Consider the following 15,423-nt stretch of genomic DNA (forward strand, 5'->3'; position numbering starts at 1 on the left):
GCCCCGGAGCCGAATGGATAGAGGATCAGAGTCAGGCGTCCTTGGGTCACTTGCGCGCGATCAGCCGTTGCACCGCGACAAGCGCCATCACCAGTAGGATGGACGCGACAAGATAAGAGATTTCGGCTTGCGCCGTCTGTGGCGCGGGGATCGGGCGCTGAAACGTCTCGGCGGCGGTCATAACCGGTGTGAACAGGCCGAAAAGGAAGAGGAAAAAGCGCATGTCAGGTCTCCTGCGTGAGTGAACGGTAGATGTCGGGCAAGGCACGGCCCAGCCGGGCGGGATCCGGCAACAGGGTGAACCCGGCACGGCCGAAGATACGCGCGAACCAGTCCTGCCCATCGGCGTCTACGATCACTCCATGCACCAACTGTCCGGCGCGGCGCGCCTCGCGCACGGCCATGTGGCTGTCCTCGATGCCGTGGGTGCCCTCGTAATGATCCAGGTCGTTGGGTTTGCCATCCGTCAGCACCAAGAGCAGCTTGCGGGTCGAGGTTTCGGCGGCAAGCGCAGCCGAGGCATGGCGGATCGCGGCCCCGAGCCTAGTGTAATGGCCGGGCTTCAGCCCGCCGATGCGGGCTGTGATGTCGGGTGTCATCCGCCCCTCGAACCCCTTGCAGCGGGTCAGGAACACGCGATCGCGCCTGAGCGAGGAGAAGCCCCAGATCGCCAGCCGGTCGCCCGCCGCGTCGATGCCGCCCGCCAGCGCCACCAGCGCCTCGCGCGTGGTGTCGATGATGCTGCGGGTGCCGACCACGGATTCGGTCGAGCGGGAGCAATCCATAAGGATCGCCACAGACAGGTCGCGTTCGACGTGGCGCAGATCGCGGAAGATGCGGTCGCTGCCCTGTCCTGTGGCGCGGATCGCCACCTGCGCCGCGATCAGCGCGTCAAGATCCAGTTCCGCGCCGTCCACCTGCCGGGGCAGCAGGATGCGGCGGGGGTGCAATGCCTCGAACTGACGGCGCACGCGGGTCATCAGGCGCGGGTCGGGTTCAAATCCTGTTCCGGGGGTGGCGTCGGCCTCGAGCACGATGCAGTGGTCGGGCATGTAGGCGCGGGCGCGGTGGTTCCATTCAGGATAGGTGAAGCGCGCCGAGAGCCGCTCGTGGTCGGCATCCTGCGGGGCAAGATCCAGATGCAGGCGCAGCCGGGTCGCGGCGCGCTTGTGATGCGGGCTGAGGGTGATGCTGTCCTGATCCTCGGCGGCCTTCTGGGCGTTTTCCAGATCGTCGTCGTCGGTCGCGCGGTTCAGGCCCATGCTTTCCACCCAGGATAGAATCGACTCGAACCGGTGCATGATGAAGCTGTCGGTGCGGTTGGCCTGCTCGTTGTCCTGCCGGTTGCCCTGCTTGCGCGTGGCACTGGCAAGACCGGGTGGCGCGCTGATGGCATCCTCGGCCGGGCTGGGGGCGCTCCCTTTGTCCGCGAGATCGATCCGCATCCAGATTGGAACGGGCACCATAGGTGTGTACCCGCGCGGGGCGTTTGGCACGAACGCACTCTCGGCCGTGTAGCGCGCACCCGACAGAACGGACAGCGCGCGGGCGGCCACGTCCCGCTCGGATGGCGACGTGGCGTGATCTGGCCAGTCCGTCACCACATGGGCGCAAAGGGTTGCATGGCGCGCGCGCAGACCGGGGCAGAGTGACAGTGCCATGGCCGTTGCCCGTTCCATCGCGGCGATATGGGCAATGTCGGCGGCCATCGCATCGGCGGGGGGAACTGCGGGCGTGGCACAAGCGGCAAGGGCTGCAAGCCACAGGTACGCGGCGCGGTTCTGCCCGACCGTCGGAAAGGCGTCGATCACCGGCGGCAGGCGCAGCGTTTCACCATCGAAGCGGGCGACATGTTCCAGCATGTGCGCATCGGCCAGTTGCGCGCCGATCGTGCGCCGGTGGCGCGACGCCGTGGCGGCGCTGGCAGCGATTTCGACGCCCGGCTTTCCACCAACGGCGCGGAACAGCAGCGCAATGCTCGGTCGTACGGCATCCAGCGTTACGGCGCTGTCCGCGTGACCGGCAACCGGGGCCAGACGCAGGGCAACGCCGTGCCAAAGGTTGCCAACCGTCTCTTCGGGCTCCATCAGGTCGAGGGGGTGCAGGGCCATGAGGGTTATCCGTAGACGCTGGCGATCACGTCGCGCAGCGCCTGCGCGACGTCGGGCTCGTCGGTCAGCGGCTCGACCACAGCTGCCTGCAAAGCCTGTTCGATCGGCATTTCGCCAGCGATCAGGGTCGCGGCATAGATCAGCAGGCGGGTCGAAACGCCCTCTTCCAGATCCATCCCCGACAGCGCACGGATATGCCCGGCCAGCCGCACCAGAGGCACCACGCGGGCCGCATCCAGCCCGCTTTCGCGCGCCACCACGGCGGTTTCGGTCGCGGCATCGGGAAAGCCGAAGGTGATCGACAGGAATCGCTGCCGCGTAGACGGCTTCAGCCGTTTGAGGATGTTCTGGTAGCCGGGATTGTAGCTGGCCACCAGCATGAAGCCGGGCGGCGCCACCAGCTCCTCTCCGGTGCGGTCGATCATCAGGGTGCGACGGTTGTCGGTCAGCGGGTGCAGCACCACGGTCACATCCTTGCGCGCCTCGATCACCTCGTCGAGGTAGCAGATCGCGCCTTCGCGGACGGCACGGGTCAGCGGGCCGTCGATCCATTCCGTCGCTCCGCCGCGCAGCAGGTACCGCCCAATCAGGTCCGCCGCCGACAGGTCGTCATGGCAGGCAACGGTATAGAGCGGGCGGCCCAGACGGGCCGCCATGTGTTCGACGAACCGCGTCTTGCCGCACCCGGTCGGCCCCTTCAGCAGCAGGGGCAGACCCTTGGCATGAGCGGCATCGAACAGGGCGACCTCCTGCGCAACCGGGCGGTAAAATGGCGCGGTGCGATCCGGGGCCAGCGCGTTCATTGCGCCTCACCCTCGGGTTCGGGCATGGTATTCGGCGCGATCACTTCGCGACGCACCACGACCTGGCTGTAGATGAACAGGATCGCGCCCAGAACCACGGCGATGCCGGCGCCGAAGCGCATTACATAGAACAGGCCAAGCTGGTCCTGAACGTCCATGTAATAGTCCCCGACAATCCGCTGCATGTGGGTCTGGATGGTCCCGGCAAAGGTCAGCACGAAGGTCATGAACGCCATGCCCCCGGTCATCAGCCAGAACGAGATCATGTTCAGCACTTGATTGTAGGGCGCACGGCCGCGCAGCAGCGGCATGGCATAGGTGATGATCGCAAGGTTCATCGCCACATAGGCGCCGTAGAACGACAGGTGCCCGTGGGCCGCCGTGATCTGCGTGCCATGGGTGTAGAAGTTCACCCCGTGGAAGGTGTGCAGGAAGCCCCAGACGCCCGCGCCGAAGAACGCAACGACGGCCGAGCCGAGCGCCCAGAGAAGCGCGGCCTTGTTGGGATGGTTGCGCCGCCCCTTCCAGACCATGATGAAGGCGAAGGACATCATCGCAAAGAACGGCACCACCTCGAAGGCCGAGAAGATCGAGCCGGTCCATTGCCAGTATCCTGGCAGACCGATCCAGTAGAAATGGTGCCCGGTGCCAAGAATGCCCGAAAACAGCGCCGTGGCGACGATCACGTAAAGCCACTTTTCAACAACTTCACGGTCGACGCCGGTCAGCTTCAGCATCAGGAAGGCGAGGATCGCGGCCATCACCAGTTCCCACGTTCCTTCAACCCACAGGTGGATCACGAACCACCAATACATCTTGTCGAGGCTCAGGTTGTCGGGGTTGATGAAGGCGAAGATCCACAGCAGCGACAGCAGCCACAGGCCGGTCAGCAGAACGCCGGTGATCGCGGTCTTGCGCCCCGCCAGCACGGTCATCGAGATGTTGATCAGGAAGATCACCGCGGCAACAAGGATTCCGAATTTGACCCAGAGCGGTTGTTCCAGAAACTCGCGCCCGCCGTGGATGCCGACAAGATAGCCGCCGACCGCGCCCAGCGTGCCGACCACAAGGATGATCAGCTGCAGATAGGCCAGCTTGACCGACCAGATCTCGCGCTCGGCCTCCTCTGGCACAAGGAAATAGGCGGCGCCGAAAAAGCCCAGCAGCAGCCAGACGATCAGCGCGTTGGTGTGGATCATGCGGATGATGTTGAACGGCAGAAGCTCGGACAGGGTGTTGGGCGAGATATAGATCCAGCCCGCCAGCAGCCCGCCCAGCACCTGGATGCCGAACAGCCCCATCGCCACGAGGAAATAGGCGTAGGCGACTTTTTGCGATTGATATTTCATGGGTATCTCCTAGCCCGCGTCCGTCGGCGGCCAGCCTTGGGTGTCTGTCTGATCGGCCCAGCGGAGGAACTCGGACAGACCGCGCATTTCTTCCTCGGTGATTTCGAAGTGGGGCATCTGGCGGCGCCCTTCGATGCCGCTGGGCTGGGCATTCATCCAGCCATCCAGCACCTCATAGGCGACCTCGGGCTCGTCCTGCACGCCCCAGCGGGTCATCACGTTCCCCAGCTCGGGCGCGAAATAGGCACCTTCGCCGTGCAGCGTGTGGCAGTTGATGCAGCTGTGACGTTCCCAGACGTGCTTGCCCAGGATCACCTCTTCCGACAGCGGCATGCCAGCGGTCGAGACGTTGACCACATAGCGGTGCGAATGGATTGTCATGGCGATGAACACGACGATGAAAAACAGGGACCCTCCATAGAATATGTTCCTGGCCCGTGACTTCGTGAGGATCTCTGACATTGGGTCGGTCCTGGCGATTGTTGCGTATCAGGACTGTCTATGGCGCCGTCGGCGGGCGGACGTTGTTCCAGCACAACGACGCGGAAAAAGAGCTGCGGCAAGGTGCTCGAACGGCATACAGGCCGGAGCGGAGGCACCATGTGCGGCCCCAAAATGGACGACCCCAACCTGCCACTGCGGCTGCTGTTCGACCATTGGCCGGACACTGCGGCGGTGTTCCTGGCCCATCGCATGTTCTGCTTCGGTTGCCCGATTGCGCCGTTTCACACGGTTGTCGAAGCGTGCGCAGAATATAGCCTCGACGATGTGACCTTTCGCGCCGAACTGCGCGCGGCGGTTGCGCTTGGGCCGGAATAGGACGCGCGTCATGCGGCCGGACAAGCCGGTGCATACACATCGCGGGCGCCTGCGGCCGTGCTCATCATCACGAGGCGGTGCGGGTCGGTGACGACGATCAAGGACCGGGTACTGGCCACCAGCCCGCGCCGTTCCCAGTCGCTCAGCAACCGGCTGACGGTGTGCAACGTGGTGTTGGTCATGTCGGCGATGTTCTGGCGGGTGATCGGAAAGTCGATCTCGATGCCGCCAGCAACCTTGCGCCCGGACTGACCGATCATCCGCAGCAGCGCGCAGGCGACCCGCTGTTCCACTAGCTTGGTGGACAATTCAACAATGCGGTTGCTCATTTCATCGGCGCGTGTGCCAAAGATGCGCAAGGTTTCAGCGGCAAAGCCCTGATACTTCGTGCAAAATACTGGCCAGAGGGCGTTGGGCCAGGACAGGACGCAACACGCGTCGGCGGTCATGGCCGTGACCTGATGCGTGTCCTGCCCAAGCGCCACGCCGATGCCGAACATCTGGCTTTCCGGTATGTGCAGCACGATGATCCGGTCGCCTTCGGCGGTCAGCCTGACAAAACGGATGTGACCGGAGATCAGCAGGTGGAATCGCAGGGCGGGCTGCCCCTCGTCAAAGACAACGGACTCGGCGGGCAGGCGCTTTCGCTCGGCCAGTGCAAGAGCCTCGCGCAATTGCGTCGGCTCAAGGCCAAGGAAGGGTGGCATCCTGCCAAGTCGGCTTTCGTCATGAGTCTTCATCAGCACCTTTCGAGATTGAGCCAGCACAACGACGTTGGTTTCCTTGATAGGCCAACGTGAGGCTTGGTGAGTTAACGGAGATCAGTGTCGGGAGGATTTCCCTTCGGCTGCCGCAGAAGAGTGTGCCGGTTCCTGGTCGGCACCAAAAGGGACACGAGCACAAGAATGTCGGAAAAGAACCACCCACCCTATACTGGCCCCGCCCTGTTCAGCTATGGGTTCCGGCCCTTGTTCCTTGCTGCGGGCCTGTTCGCCGTGCTGATCGTGCCGCTTTGGATGGCGGTCTGGTCGGGGCAAGTTGCCCTTGGCGGACCATTCTCACCGACGGACTGGCACATCCACGAAATGCTGTTCAGCTATACCTCGGCGGTGATCGCGGGCTCCCTGTTTACCGCCATTCCGAACTGGACCGGGCGGATGCCGACGCGGGGCTGGCCGCTGATGGTGCTGGCTTTCCTCTGGCTGGCGGGGCGCTTTGCGGTGGCGGGGGCTGGGGGATTGGGACCGGTCGCCGTGATGCTGGTTGATGGCGCGTTCATGGCGGCGATCGGGGTCATGATTACAACCGAAATCGTGGCGGGGCGCAACTGGAGCAACCTAAAGGTGGTCGTTCCGGTGCTGCTGTATCTGGCCGCGGACATCACATTTCACCTAGAGGCGATGTCGCAGGGCAGCGCCGATGTCGGCCGACGTATGGGATTTGCCATGGTCGCGATGCTGGTCCTGCTGATCGGCGGGAGGATCATCCCCAGCTTCACCCGGAACTGGCTGGTCAAGCGCGGTCCCGAGCCAGGGCCGCTGCCGGTGCCGTTCGATCGGTTCGATGCAGCAAGCCTGACGTTCACGTTGGTGATGCTGCTTACCTGGGTGGCATTGCCCGAATCTCGGCTTGCCGGTTGGGGCCTGCTGTTGGCCGCGGCAGTGCAGTTCCTGCGTCTCATGCGCTGGCGGGGCTGGCGGGTCGGGTCATCGCCGTTGTTGCTAATGCTACATCTGGCCTTTGCCTTCCTGCCGCTCGGGCTGTTTGCCGTCGGGTTGGCGTCGCTGGGCATCTTGCCGGTCGCGACAGGGCTGCATCTTCTTGGCATCGGCGGATTCGGCGGCATGACGTTGGCTGTGATGATGCGGGCGTCGCTGGGCCACACCGGGCGGCCGCTCGAGGCGGGGCGCGCCCTGACGCTGGCCTTTGCCTGCGTTGCCCTTGCGGCGCTGATGCGTGTGGCCGTCCCAACGGCGTTTGGCCTGTGGATCGCGGCGGCGCTGTGGACGGTCGGTTTTGGTCTTTTTGCCTGGCGGTTTGTCCCCATCCTGAGCCTGCCCAACCCCACGCGGCGCCAGGCGAACGGGCGGTGAGCGTCAGGCATCGGCACCGCTGAGCAGCACCAGCCGGTGCGGCGACGTCACCGTGATCTTGCGCCGCTCGGACGACACGATCCCGTCGCGTTCCCACGCGCTCAGCAACCGGCTGACGGTGTGCAGGGTCGTGCCGGTCATGTCGGAGATGTTCTGGCGGGTGATCGGCAGGCCGATCTCGATCCCGCTGTCCACCTTGCGCCCGGTCTGAGTGATCAAGCGCAGCACGGCGCAGGCGACGCGCTGTTCCACCTGCTGGGTGGCCAGCTCGACAATGCGGTTGTTCATTTCGCCGACACGTTCGCCGACCACCTTGTAGCTTTCGGTCGCAAAGCCGTCATAACGTTCGGTGAATACCGTCCACAAACGGTTAGGCCAAGCCAGCGCCAGGCAGTCGTCCGCCGTCATCGCCGTCGCCGGGTAGGTCGTGCGCCCCAGCGCGGCACCGATGCCGAACAACTGCCCCGCCGCGATGTGCAGCGCGATGATCTGATCGCCGCCCGGCGTCGTGCGGATCACGCGGATATGGCCGTCGAGCAACAGAAAGAAGCGCTCGACCGGCATCCCCTCGGTGAACACTGCCGCGCCGGGGTCAAAGCGCAGCGGTTTGGCAAGGTCGAGGATCTCGCGGATCTGGGGCCGTGCCAGCCTGCGGAACGGCGGCAGATCGCTCAGCAGGCTTTCGTCAAGTTTGTTCATGCGCAGGCTCCGGACGTTGTGGCAGCACAACGAGCCGCTCGTGACCCTAGCCTAGAACAGGGATCAAGACCAACCATTCCCGTCTCTCGAAAGGACATCCAATGTTTGCGAAACTGATCGCCGGCAGCCTTGCCACCATCCTGCTTGCCCCCGCCGCCTTTGCCGAAAACTTTGACGTGAAGATGCTGAACAAGGGAGAAGAAGGTGCCATGGTGTTCGAACCCGCCTTTGTCGCCGCTGCCGTTGGCGATACCGTTACCTTCATATCAACCGACAAGGGCCACAATGTCGAAGGCATCGAAGACCTCCTGCCCGAGGGTGTCGAGGAATTCAAAAGCGACATGGGCGCGGATTATGTCCTGACCCTGACCGAAGAGGGGCTGTATGCCGTGAAATGCACTCCGCATTACACGATGGGCATGGTTGCGCTGGTTCAGGCCGGTGCGCCGGTCAATCAGGACGCCGTCACCGGGGCCACATTCAGGGGCAAGGCGAAATCCCGTTTCGAGCCGCTGATTGCCCAGATTGTCGAGTGATCCAACCGTTCGGTCGGATTGGCGTTCCGGGAAATGTCGGGGCACCTTTCCTACAATCTGACCAAGGTTCCTCCGGTTGATCAGGAGCATTGACCTGTCCGACCGGACCCCAAAGCCAAGGAGACCAGCGAATGTTTGTCCTTGACATGCCGATGGCGGCGCGGCCGCAACTTGTTCTTGTCGCAGATGATGCGAGCCTGATCGAGGCCGTCCGGCTGCTGACCTGAGGGACAGACATTGTGGTGGTCCGAAACAGTGACGGCATTCTGCAGTGTGTCGTCACCAAGACTGACGTGGTCCGGCGGATGAGCATCCGCACCGGTGCCGCCATCCATTGCCCTGTGTCCATGGTGATGACCAGGGACATCCTGTTTCACCATGGGCGCGATCTCTTCCAGGATGTATCCGACAAGATAAAAGCGCGGGATCTCAAGAGCATCCCACTGGTGGATGACGACCAGTAGCGTGTCGGGATGCTGACCGCGCGTGCGGTGTTTCGCGTGTTGTTGGGCGACGCCGAGGACGCCGAGGCGCAAATGGTCGGTTATGTCGGTGGCGTCGGCTATCGATGAGCAAGCTGCCCACCCCTGAAATCAATCCTTGTGAGGACAGTCTGATATCCCGTTCAAAAACATGTGACACTGTGGCAGCTCAACGCCTGACTGCGCTGTCACGATGGGAAAATGAGGGTGGCAACCCGCGCGCCGCCGAACCGGAAGCACCGGCAGACACGCCCGGCATGACGCACGCCGAAATCGTGCTTTTGCGCGTCAGGGTAATTTCGCTGGAAAATCTGCTGATCGCGGTCCTGTCGGGAGGCACGGACCGACAAATGCAGGCGGCGCGGGACATGGCGGCGGTGATTGCACCCCGGCCCGACGTGACGCAGCACAGTCTTACGATCCGGGCGTCCCAGCACATGAACGATATTGTCGACCGGGCCGTTCACATGCGCGGTATCTTGTCCTGATACTCTGCTGTCACGACGCATTGCTCAGCCGGCCCCGTCGCGCACCAGCCGGAACCCCAGATAATCGGGCGGCACCCCTGCCGCGCACCCGCCGACCCGTGCATCGCGGACAAAGTCGATCACGAAGGCGCGGTGTTTGCCCTGTACGGCCCGCACCCCGCAATAGTCCGACCTGGTTGCAAAGGCCGCACCATCTGCCGTGAGAGTGCCATTCTGAAAACAGGTGGCGGTCCATTCCCAGACGTTGCCCGCCATGTCGCTGACACCCCGAGTGTTCTGACCGAAATGACCGATCGGGTGCAGCACCAGATCGGCCTCGCCCCGCAGTTCCACCTCGCGCCGATAATTGGCAATCCAGCGGCGCGACGGGTCATCGCCGTTGGCGTCGACGGCAAAGCCGTCGTCGTTGCCCCGTTCGGCGGCGGCGCGCATCCATTCGGCGTCGGTCGGCAGACGCCAGTGCTGCCCCGTGCGGTCCGAAAGCCAGGCAGCATAGGCCGTGGCGTCGCCGTGGTTGATATTCGTCTGCGCAAGGTCGGCGCGCCCGGTCGTCGGCGCGGCGGCACAGGCCACCCGGGCAACGCAGCGGGCGTATTCTGCCTCGGTGACGTGGAATTTCATGATCTCCAGCGCGGCGGCGTCCTGCGTGCGCATCGGGGCATCGATGATCCGCGTGCCTTGCCGGTATTCCCCCGCGGGCCTGTAATTCTGCGGTCCTGCGGCGATCTGCACGGTTTGCAGCAGGGGCAGGGGCTCGGGCGCGCGCAGCCACAGCAGGGCTGCGCCGGCAACAGCCACAAGGGCGACAGAGGCAAGGGTGATCCGGTATTTCATGGCGATCATTCCAGACAGGAGAAAGGCGGCCCCGGAACCGGAACCGCCATGCAACGCTTTGCCCATTTCCCCTATGGCAGGGCTGTCCGTCCCTCGTAGGCGACATCATATTCGACCGGCGCAACCACCTGTTCCATCAGGTCGTTGTTCCAGTCGCCACCAACCACCACATGCGCCGTGGCACCCAGATTGACCGCCTCGATCAGGTTGTGGTTGACGTAGGCATAGACCCCCGGTTGCAGGAAGGTATAAAGCGCCGCCCCCGCCGACCCACCGCGAATGAACCAGGTTTCCAGATCCCGCTCCGGCGGGTTGTTGAACTTGCCGGTTTCCCAGACAAGATCGCCATGCCCGCCGATCAGGTGCGGGCGGGTGTCGCGGTTGGCCTGACTGTGAACGAACAGCACGGTTTCGCCCTGTTCCGCAGTCAGTGCGTCGGGTCCGGTCAGCGCGCCGACCTTGCCGTTGAACACCACATGCGACGGGATCAGGCCGTTCATCACCGCCAGCATGTCGGAATAGCCTTCGCCGGCATCCTCGAACCGCATGTAGGTGCCATCCTCGCCGCGCGGGATGTAGAAGTCGTTCTCGCCAATGTAATAGATCCGGTCATAGGACACGGGTGCGCCCAAATGATCCTTCAGCCCGTCGCGCGGCAGCACCATGATGCAGCCAGACATGCCCGACACCACATGCCACGGGATCATCGGACCGCCGGGTGCGCAGTGATAGACAAACACCCCTGGTCGCGTCGCTTTGAACCGCAGTACGGTCTTTTCACCGGGATTGACCAGCGTCAGCGACCCGCCGCCCAACGCGCCGGTTGCGGCGTGAAAGTCGATGTTGTGCTGCATCATGTTTTCCGGCGGATTGAACAGGGTCAGTTCCACATAATCGCCCTCATGCACGACCATCATCGGACCGGGAACCGAACCATTGAAGGTCATCGCCCGGATCCAAGCGTCCTCGTCGACCTGAAGCTCCTTCTCCACGATCTTCATCTCGAATTCGACGATTTCCGGTGCAGCCGTCGCCACCTGTTCATGGGCATGCACGAAAGGCGGAGCCAGCAGCTTCACCTTGCGGCGGGTCATGCTGGACAGATCGACCGGCGCTGCGTCCGAGGTGTCCATCACCTCTTCGGCCGCGGCGGATGTCTTGATCACATAGGGTGAGGCGGCAACCAATGCGGCCCCCATGAGTGCGGCGCGTCGGGTGAGCATCTGGTGTTCCTTCCGGGGTTTCAGGTTCTCCCGGATGCTTGCGCCTTGGCCCACTCTGCGTCGTTGCGATACCACAACGTTGCGAGCAACCGGGGGCAAAAGGTGCCACCATCCTCCGGTCGGAAATATTGTGCGTGAGGTGTATGGGGCATTGTGCTTGATCAGCGTGAAGCCACGTTTGGTGGTCGGCGCTCTCCATCGGCGGCGAGCCCGATTCTCATGCCGTCATGAGTGAGCGCCGGGGCTTTGCCGGTTTATGCCTGACCCAGACGCGGCACCTCGTCCTCTCCGTCGTCGGATGGCAGCCCATAGCTCAACCCGCGGCCGATCCGGTGTGCCAGTGAAGACCAGGCCGTGGCCAAAGGGGGCGGCAATTCTTCGTCAAGCACAGAGTCGAACAGGGACAGCCAGACAGAAAAGTGCTGTGCCCTGACATTGCCGGCTGTCCTGTGGATCTGCATCGGGTTACCGTCATAGCAGTGGTGGAGCAGCAGGGCATTGCGCCAGAAGCGGCCGATTTTCTCTTCATGCGCGGGCCAATCCGCGACGTGCGCGGCAAAGATCAGGCCAAGTGCGGGATGCGCCCGGACCCGCCCGTAGAACTTCGACACGACCCGGTCGATCTGCTCTACTGTGACCGGAATGCGCGGCGTCATGGTCACGCCACGACGATCCAAACGACGGCCAGACTGATGATAAGGTAGACGAGCGTGTTGACCATCCATCGGATGAGGCCCGCTTCGCCCTCGGGGTCGACCCCCAGATGTTCACAGACCTTCGTTCCCGGCCAGAGAAAAGCTTCGGACAATGTCATGGGTTTCTTCCTTTAATAGGTGTTTTGAATGCGCATTATATGAACCTTTCAATTGCGCATTGCAAATGCTAATTTTGTGATATGCAACTGGACAAGTTTACCGATTACGCCCTGCGCGTGCTGATGACACTGGCGGTTCGCGCGCCGGATCGCGTGCCAACCTCAGTGATCGCCGCGTTGTTCGGGCTGTCGGAACACCACCTCTCCAAGGTCGCAACCCAACTTGCGCGTGACGGTTTCGTAGTCTCGGCGCGGGGGCGCAACGGCGGGCTCAGTCTGGCCCGCCGAGCTGACGAGACAAGTATCGGTGAGGTCGTCCGGGCGATGAAGCGCGGTGACCCAGTTGTCGAGTGCTTTGGAGCCAACAGGTCCTGTCTTATCCTGCCCGCCTGCGGGCTGCGCGATCCGCTGACCCAAGCGCAAGAGGCGTTCTTTGCGACTCTGGATCGCTACACGCTCGCCGACGTGACCCGCTCCCGCAGCGCACTTGCCGTATTGCTTGAAACGTGACGGGCTGATTGAAGTTTTGATTTGTGAAGCAGGCCAGTGATTTGAGAAGGAGAGCTTTGGATAAGTAAGGAAATCAGAGATGTAAGATCGACTGCAACGACCAAGGGGGAAACCACGCTACCCCGAAACGTGCGGCCGCACTGGGTCTCTCGGAAACAAATGGTTGCGCTATGTCGTGATGAAAGACGAAGTCAGGCTGCTGAAGATCGGGTCGGTGGCGGACCTGGAAGGCGCTCTGACGCATTCGGGCAGCATGGCGGTTAGCCTCGAGGATATGGACGACGCCATCGCCACTGGAGCGGCTGACGAGGCGCAACCCGACAGATGGTCGCCATCTACGCAATGTACTGACCCAGCTCCTTTTGCCGGACAATTCCAGTTGAAGTCGCGGCGGGCAACACCTTCATGCGAATTATGACTGCTGCCGCGCCCGGCTGCGTGATCTGCGAAGTGATGATCGAATTGGGCTAAGTGTTCAAATGTGAATCCCGGAGACAAAATGCCCACTGAAACGGTCTGATGATCTGAATGTGGCGGAGTAAAATTCCGCAATCTGCCACCTGAAGCCGATGAGCGGAGGGCCGTCAGTGACGTTGTCATATACTGCTCCGGGGCTGACGCCATTGCGCATATGAGGTCAACTGCGAGCCTGTATAGAAATTGAACCTCTGGGGACGGGAAGCACTGGCATGGGCTAGCATTTGCAGAGCAGTACATAAGGTACAGTGGCAAATTCTCGGACATTCGTCTCACTGGTCTGCAAGAAACGGTTGTGAGACATAATAGCGGCAGTCTAGGTTTCAGCATTTGAAAGATCCAACCGAGCCAAAGCGATAGAGATACAGAAATGACAAGAACGCTGACAGGTGGTGAAGCAATTGTTGACGCGATTTTGGCACATGGAGTTGATACGGTCTTCGCGTTGCCGGGTGTCCAAACCTACCCGTTAATGGATGCGCTTAAAAACGCCGAGACTTCCATCCGAGTTATTGGGCCCCGACACGAGCAAACGGCGGCGTATATGGCCATGGGCTACGCGCGAGCAACGGGTCGGCCTGGGGTCTTCTCGGTTGTACCCGGTCCCGGCGTGCTAAATGCGGGTGCTGCCCTTTGCACGGCCGTCGCTGTTAACGCGCCATTGTTGTTGCTAACGGGCCAAGTCCCATCTCCGTTCCTGGGCCGCGGACGCGGGCACCTGCATGAAATCCCGGATCAGCGCGCAACGTTGGCTTCCTTCATCAAGTGGGCCGAACGCATTCCCAATGCCACTGCAGCAAGACACTTGGTCGATGAAGCGTTCCATCGGATGAACACGGGGCGACCCGGTCCAGTTGCATTGGAAATGTGCTGGGACACGATGGCTCAGGAAGGGCCGGTTACTGATGGCGAGGATGCTTGGTTCTCACATGAAAACCCTCCTAACCCAACGACCATCGCTCAAGCAGTTGCGCTTCTGAAAAGCGCCAACTGCCCCATGATCATGGTGGGTTCAGGCGCACAGCATGCGCGGTCTGAAGTGCTTTTTCTGGCGGAGATGCTTGATGCGCCGGTGACAGCGTTCCGTGGCGGACGCGGCATTGTCCCGGCGGATCATCCGCTCAGCGTCAGTTCGGTGGAAGCCTATGAATTGTGGGGCGACACAGATGTCCTGATTGGCATTGGGTCGAGATGCGAAATGCAGGCCATGCGGTGGCGGGGAATGATGGATGCCTCCGACCGGATTACCGCGCCGCGAAAGCTGATCCGCATCGACATTGAACCGGAGGAAATGCTGAGGCTCAAGCCAGATGCCGGTATCGTTTGCGATTCCGCAATTGGCGCTTCGGCCATCAGGGATGCCCTTGTGGCTGAAGGCTTCGCCAAATCGAGTAATCGCAAGCGGATTACAGATGCACGTGAACGGGCCGCGAACTTGGTGAGCAAGATTCAGCCGCAGGTCTCCTATCTTGATGTCATCCGCAAGGTGTTGCCGCGGGATGGCATCCTTGTGAAGGACATGTGCCAGACAGGATATGCTTCGTATTTCGCTTGGCCCGTCTACGAACCTCGAACGTATATTACCTCCGGCTATCAGGGAAATTTGGGCTTTGCCTATCCGACATCGCTTGGCGCAAAGGTTGGTTGCCCGGACAAACCTGTTGTTGCCATCCTTGGGGATGGCGGGTTCATGTTTGCGGCGTCCGAGCTTTCAACGGCAGCGCAACATGGGATAGGCGTTGTGGCGATCGTGTTCAACAATCGGTCTTACGGCAATGTTGCACGAGATCAGATCACAAACTTTGCCGGCAGAACGATCGCAAGTGACTTGCCCGGTGTCGACTATGTGAAGCTTGCTGAAGCGAATGGCGTGAAAGGGTGTCGTGTCGGTTCGCCCGCGGAGCTTGAGCCGCTTCTGGAAAGAGCTATTGCCGAGGATGTCCCAACACTCATAGAGGTGCAGGCTGACCTGGAGGAGGAGACAAATCCTTGGCCGCTCATCTTGCGCCCGGATGTCCCCTATTCTCCTTAAGAGGTTTCAGCTTGCAGAGAGAACTTCTGGCCTGCTGCCGATTTCGTGGACACAGGGTTAGGTTTGCATAGCTCGGTCCTCGAACGCCATGGGGCTTAGGTAGCCCAGTTTGGAATGGCGTCGCCTGGGATTGTAGAAGCGCTCGATGTAGTC

At 62.0% G+C, this 15,423-nt stretch carries 20 protein-coding genes; 8 read left to right on the plus strand and 12 right to left on the minus strand.

All coding sequences use genetic code 11. The features are described from left to right. Positions 1 to 46 precede the first annotated feature (46 nt). The 5 genes from IEV82_RS19040 to IEV82_RS19060 are packed head-to-tail and all read right to left on the minus strand — an operon-like array spanning position 47 to position 4,725. A complete protein-coding gene (locus IEV82_RS19040; protein WP_188483667.1) occupies positions 47 to 223 on the minus strand; it encodes a hypothetical protein in 177 nt (58 codons plus the stop codon). 1 nt (position 224) lies between these two features. Next, a complete protein-coding gene (locus IEV82_RS19045) occupies positions 225 to 2,111 on the minus strand; it encodes a nitric oxide reductase activation protein NorD (protein ID WP_188483668.1) in 1,887 nt (628 codons plus the stop codon). Positions 2,112 to 2,116: 5 nt separating this feature from the next. Further along, positions 2,117 to 2,914, minus strand: a complete 798-nt coding sequence (locus IEV82_RS19050; protein WP_188483669.1) for a CbbQ/NirQ/NorQ/GpvN family protein — start codon at positions 2,912 to 2,914, stop codon at positions 2,117 to 2,119. Next, a complete protein-coding gene (locus tag IEV82_RS19055) occupies positions 2,911 to 4,263 on the minus strand; it encodes a cbb3-type cytochrome c oxidase subunit I (protein ID WP_188483670.1) in 1,353 nt (450 codons plus the stop codon). The genes IEV82_RS19050 and IEV82_RS19055 overlap by 4 nt, the downstream gene beginning before the upstream one ends. 9 nt (positions 4,264 to 4,272) lie before the next feature. Next, positions 4,273 to 4,725 carry a c-type cytochrome gene (locus IEV82_RS19060; RefSeq protein ID WP_188483671.1) on the minus strand — a complete coding sequence of 151 codons (453 nt, stop codon included), beginning with the start codon at positions 4,723 to 4,725 and terminating at the stop codon, positions 4,273 to 4,275. Positions 4,726 to 4,863: 138 nt separating this feature from the next. On the opposite strand from IEV82_RS19060, the gene IEV82_RS19065 reads away from it, so the two are divergent. Beyond that, a complete protein-coding gene (locus tag IEV82_RS19065) occupies positions 4,864 to 5,082 on the plus strand; it encodes a hypothetical protein (RefSeq protein WP_188483672.1) in 219 nt (72 codons plus the stop codon). Between the two features lie 8 nt (positions 5,083 to 5,090). On the opposite strand, the gene IEV82_RS19070 is transcribed toward IEV82_RS19065, so the two are convergent. Then, the gene (locus IEV82_RS19070; protein ID WP_188483673.1) at positions 5,091 to 5,822 is read right to left on the minus strand and encodes a Crp/Fnr family transcriptional regulator; all 732 of its coding nucleotides are present in this window, start codon (positions 5,820 to 5,822) and stop codon (positions 5,091 to 5,093) included. 165 nt (positions 5,823 to 5,987) lie between these two features. Here IEV82_RS19070 and IEV82_RS19075 point away from each other — a divergent pair, with 165 nt between their 5' ends. Next, positions 5,988 to 7,175, plus strand: coding sequence for an NnrS family protein (locus IEV82_RS19075; RefSeq protein WP_188483674.1), 1,188 nt, complete (start codon positions 5,988 to 5,990; stop codon positions 7,173 to 7,175). A gap of 3 nt (positions 7,176 to 7,178) precedes the next feature. Here the strand turns inward: IEV82_RS19075 and IEV82_RS19080 are convergent, their stop codons facing one another. Then, on the minus strand, positions 7,179 to 7,874 hold the full coding sequence (locus IEV82_RS19080) for a Crp/Fnr family transcriptional regulator (RefSeq protein ID WP_188483675.1): 696 nt from the start codon (positions 7,872 to 7,874) through the stop codon (positions 7,179 to 7,181). A gap of 101 nt (positions 7,875 to 7,975) precedes the next feature. Here IEV82_RS19080 and IEV82_RS19085 point away from each other — a divergent pair, with 101 nt between their 5' ends. The 3 genes from IEV82_RS19085 (at position 7,976) to IEV82_RS19095 (ending at position 9,380) form a co-directional block, all read left to right on the plus strand. After that, positions 7,976 to 8,410 carry a pseudoazurin gene (locus IEV82_RS19085; RefSeq protein WP_188483676.1) on the plus strand — a complete coding sequence of 145 codons (435 nt, stop codon included), beginning with the start codon at positions 7,976 to 7,978 and terminating at the stop codon, positions 8,408 to 8,410. Between the two features lie 305 nt (positions 8,411 to 8,715). After that, complete coding sequence (locus IEV82_RS19090; protein ID WP_188483677.1) at positions 8,716 to 8,874, plus strand: CBS domain-containing protein; 159 nt, start codon at positions 8,716 to 8,718, stop codon at positions 8,872 to 8,874. A gap of 179 nt (positions 8,875 to 9,053) precedes the next feature. Next, the gene (locus tag IEV82_RS19095; protein ID WP_229747924.1) at positions 9,054 to 9,380 is read left to right on the plus strand and encodes a hypothetical protein; all 327 of its coding nucleotides are present in this window, start codon (positions 9,054 to 9,056) and stop codon (positions 9,378 to 9,380) included. A 24-nt stretch (positions 9,381 to 9,404) separates the two neighbouring features. On the opposite strand, the gene IEV82_RS19100 is transcribed toward IEV82_RS19095, so the two are convergent. From IEV82_RS19100 to IEV82_RS19115, 4 genes are all read right to left on the minus strand, one after another. Next, positions 9,405 to 10,214 carry a formylglycine-generating enzyme family protein gene (locus tag IEV82_RS19100; protein WP_229747925.1) on the minus strand — a complete coding sequence of 270 codons (810 nt, stop codon included), beginning with the start codon at positions 10,212 to 10,214 and terminating at the stop codon, positions 9,405 to 9,407. Between the two features lie 71 nt (positions 10,215 to 10,285). Next, the gene (nirK, locus tag IEV82_RS19105) at positions 10,286 to 11,437 is read right to left on the minus strand and encodes a copper-containing nitrite reductase (protein WP_188483679.1); all 1,152 of its coding nucleotides are present in this window, start codon (positions 11,435 to 11,437) and stop codon (positions 10,286 to 10,288) included. 254 nt (positions 11,438 to 11,691) lie between these two features. Continuing rightward, positions 11,692 to 12,093, minus strand: a complete 402-nt coding sequence (locus IEV82_RS19110) for a group III truncated hemoglobin (RefSeq protein WP_188483687.1) — start codon at positions 12,091 to 12,093, stop codon at positions 11,692 to 11,694. A gap of 2 nt (positions 12,094 to 12,095) precedes the next feature. Next, positions 12,096 to 12,251, minus strand: a complete 156-nt coding sequence (locus tag IEV82_RS19115; RefSeq protein WP_188483680.1) for a hypothetical protein — start codon at positions 12,249 to 12,251, stop codon at positions 12,096 to 12,098. A gap of 81 nt (positions 12,252 to 12,332) precedes the next feature. On the opposite strand from IEV82_RS19115, the gene IEV82_RS19120 reads away from it, so the two are divergent. The 3 genes from IEV82_RS19120 to IEV82_RS19130 all read left to right on the plus strand — a co-directional run bounded on the left by IEV82_RS19120 (position 12,333) and on the right by IEV82_RS19130 (position 15,270). Next, positions 12,333 to 12,761: an RrF2 family transcriptional regulator gene (locus tag IEV82_RS19120; RefSeq protein WP_188483681.1), complete on the plus strand. Its 429-nt coding sequence runs from the start codon at positions 12,333 to 12,335 to the stop codon at positions 12,759 to 12,761. A 163-nt stretch (positions 12,762 to 12,924) separates the two neighbouring features. After that, entirely contained in the window at positions 12,925 to 13,179 is a 255-nt protein-coding gene (locus tag IEV82_RS19125; RefSeq protein ID WP_188483682.1) for a hypothetical protein, read from the plus strand. Positions 13,180 to 13,608: 429 nt separating this feature from the next. Continuing rightward, complete coding sequence (locus IEV82_RS19130; protein ID WP_188483683.1) at positions 13,609 to 15,270, plus strand: thiamine pyrophosphate-dependent enzyme; 1,662 nt, start codon at positions 13,609 to 13,611, stop codon at positions 15,268 to 15,270. Positions 15,271 to 15,327: 57 nt separating this feature from the next. Here the strand turns inward: IEV82_RS19130 and IEV82_RS24075 are convergent. Continuing rightward, on the minus strand, positions 15,328 to 15,423 hold a 96-nt coding region (locus IEV82_RS24075), incomplete at its 5' end, for an IS3 family transposase (protein WP_373285222.1).

This window comes from Marivita lacus (genome assembly GCF_014637725.1).
Taxonomy (GTDB): Bacteria; Pseudomonadota; Alphaproteobacteria; order Rhodobacterales; family Rhodobacteraceae; genus Marivita; species Marivita lacus.

Excerpts from the sequence above, each read along its gene's own strand:
- IEV82_RS19040 (WP_188483667.1), bottom strand. The coding sequence starts at position 223 with ATGCGCTTTTTCCTCTTCCTTTTCGGCCTGTTCACACCGGTTATGACC.
- IEV82_RS19045 (WP_188483668.1), bottom strand. The coding sequence starts at position 2,111 with ATGGCCCTGCACCCCCTCGACCTGATGGAGCCCGAAGAGACGGTTGGC.
- IEV82_RS19050 (WP_188483669.1), bottom strand. The coding sequence starts at position 2,914 with ATGAACGCGCTGGCCCCGGATCGCACCGCGCCATTTTACCGCCCGGTT.
- IEV82_RS19055 (WP_188483670.1), bottom strand. The coding sequence starts at position 4,263 with ATGAAATATCAATCGCAAAAAGTCGCCTACGCCTATTTCCTCGTGGCG.
- IEV82_RS19060 (WP_188483671.1), bottom strand. The coding sequence starts at position 4,725 with ATGTCAGAGATCCTCACGAAGTCACGGGCCAGGAACATATTCTATGGA.
- IEV82_RS19065 (WP_188483672.1), top strand. The coding sequence starts at position 4,864 with ATGTGCGGCCCCAAAATGGACGACCCCAACCTGCCACTGCGGCTGCTG.
- IEV82_RS19070 (WP_188483673.1), bottom strand. The coding sequence starts at position 5,822 with ATGAAGACTCATGACGAAAGCCGACTTGGCAGGATGCCACCCTTCCTT.
- IEV82_RS19075 (WP_188483674.1), top strand. The coding sequence starts at position 5,988 with ATGTCGGAAAAGAACCACCCACCCTATACTGGCCCCGCCCTGTTCAGC.
- IEV82_RS19080 (WP_188483675.1), bottom strand. The coding sequence starts at position 7,874 with ATGAACAAACTTGACGAAAGCCTGCTGAGCGATCTGCCGCCGTTCCGC.
- IEV82_RS19085 (WP_188483676.1), top strand. The coding sequence starts at position 7,976 with ATGTTTGCGAAACTGATCGCCGGCAGCCTTGCCACCATCCTGCTTGCC.
- IEV82_RS19090 (WP_188483677.1), top strand. The coding sequence starts at position 8,716 with ATGAGCATCCGCACCGGTGCCGCCATCCATTGCCCTGTGTCCATGGTG.
- IEV82_RS19100 (WP_229747925.1), bottom strand. The coding sequence starts at position 10,214 with ATGAAATACCGGATCACCCTTGCCTCTGTCGCCCTTGTGGCTGTTGCC.
- nirK (WP_188483679.1), bottom strand. The coding sequence starts at position 11,437 with ATGCTCACCCGACGCGCCGCACTCATGGGGGCCGCATTGGTTGCCGCC.
- IEV82_RS19110 (WP_188483687.1), bottom strand. The coding sequence starts at position 12,093 with ATGACGCCGCGCATTCCGGTCACAGTAGAGCAGATCGACCGGGTCGTG.
- IEV82_RS19115 (WP_188483680.1), bottom strand. The coding sequence starts at position 12,251 with ATGACATTGTCCGAAGCTTTTCTCTGGCCGGGAACGAAGGTCTGTGAA.
- IEV82_RS19120 (WP_188483681.1), top strand. The coding sequence starts at position 12,333 with ATGCAACTGGACAAGTTTACCGATTACGCCCTGCGCGTGCTGATGACA.
- IEV82_RS19130 (WP_188483683.1), top strand. The coding sequence starts at position 13,609 with ATGACAAGAACGCTGACAGGTGGTGAAGCAATTGTTGACGCGATTTTG.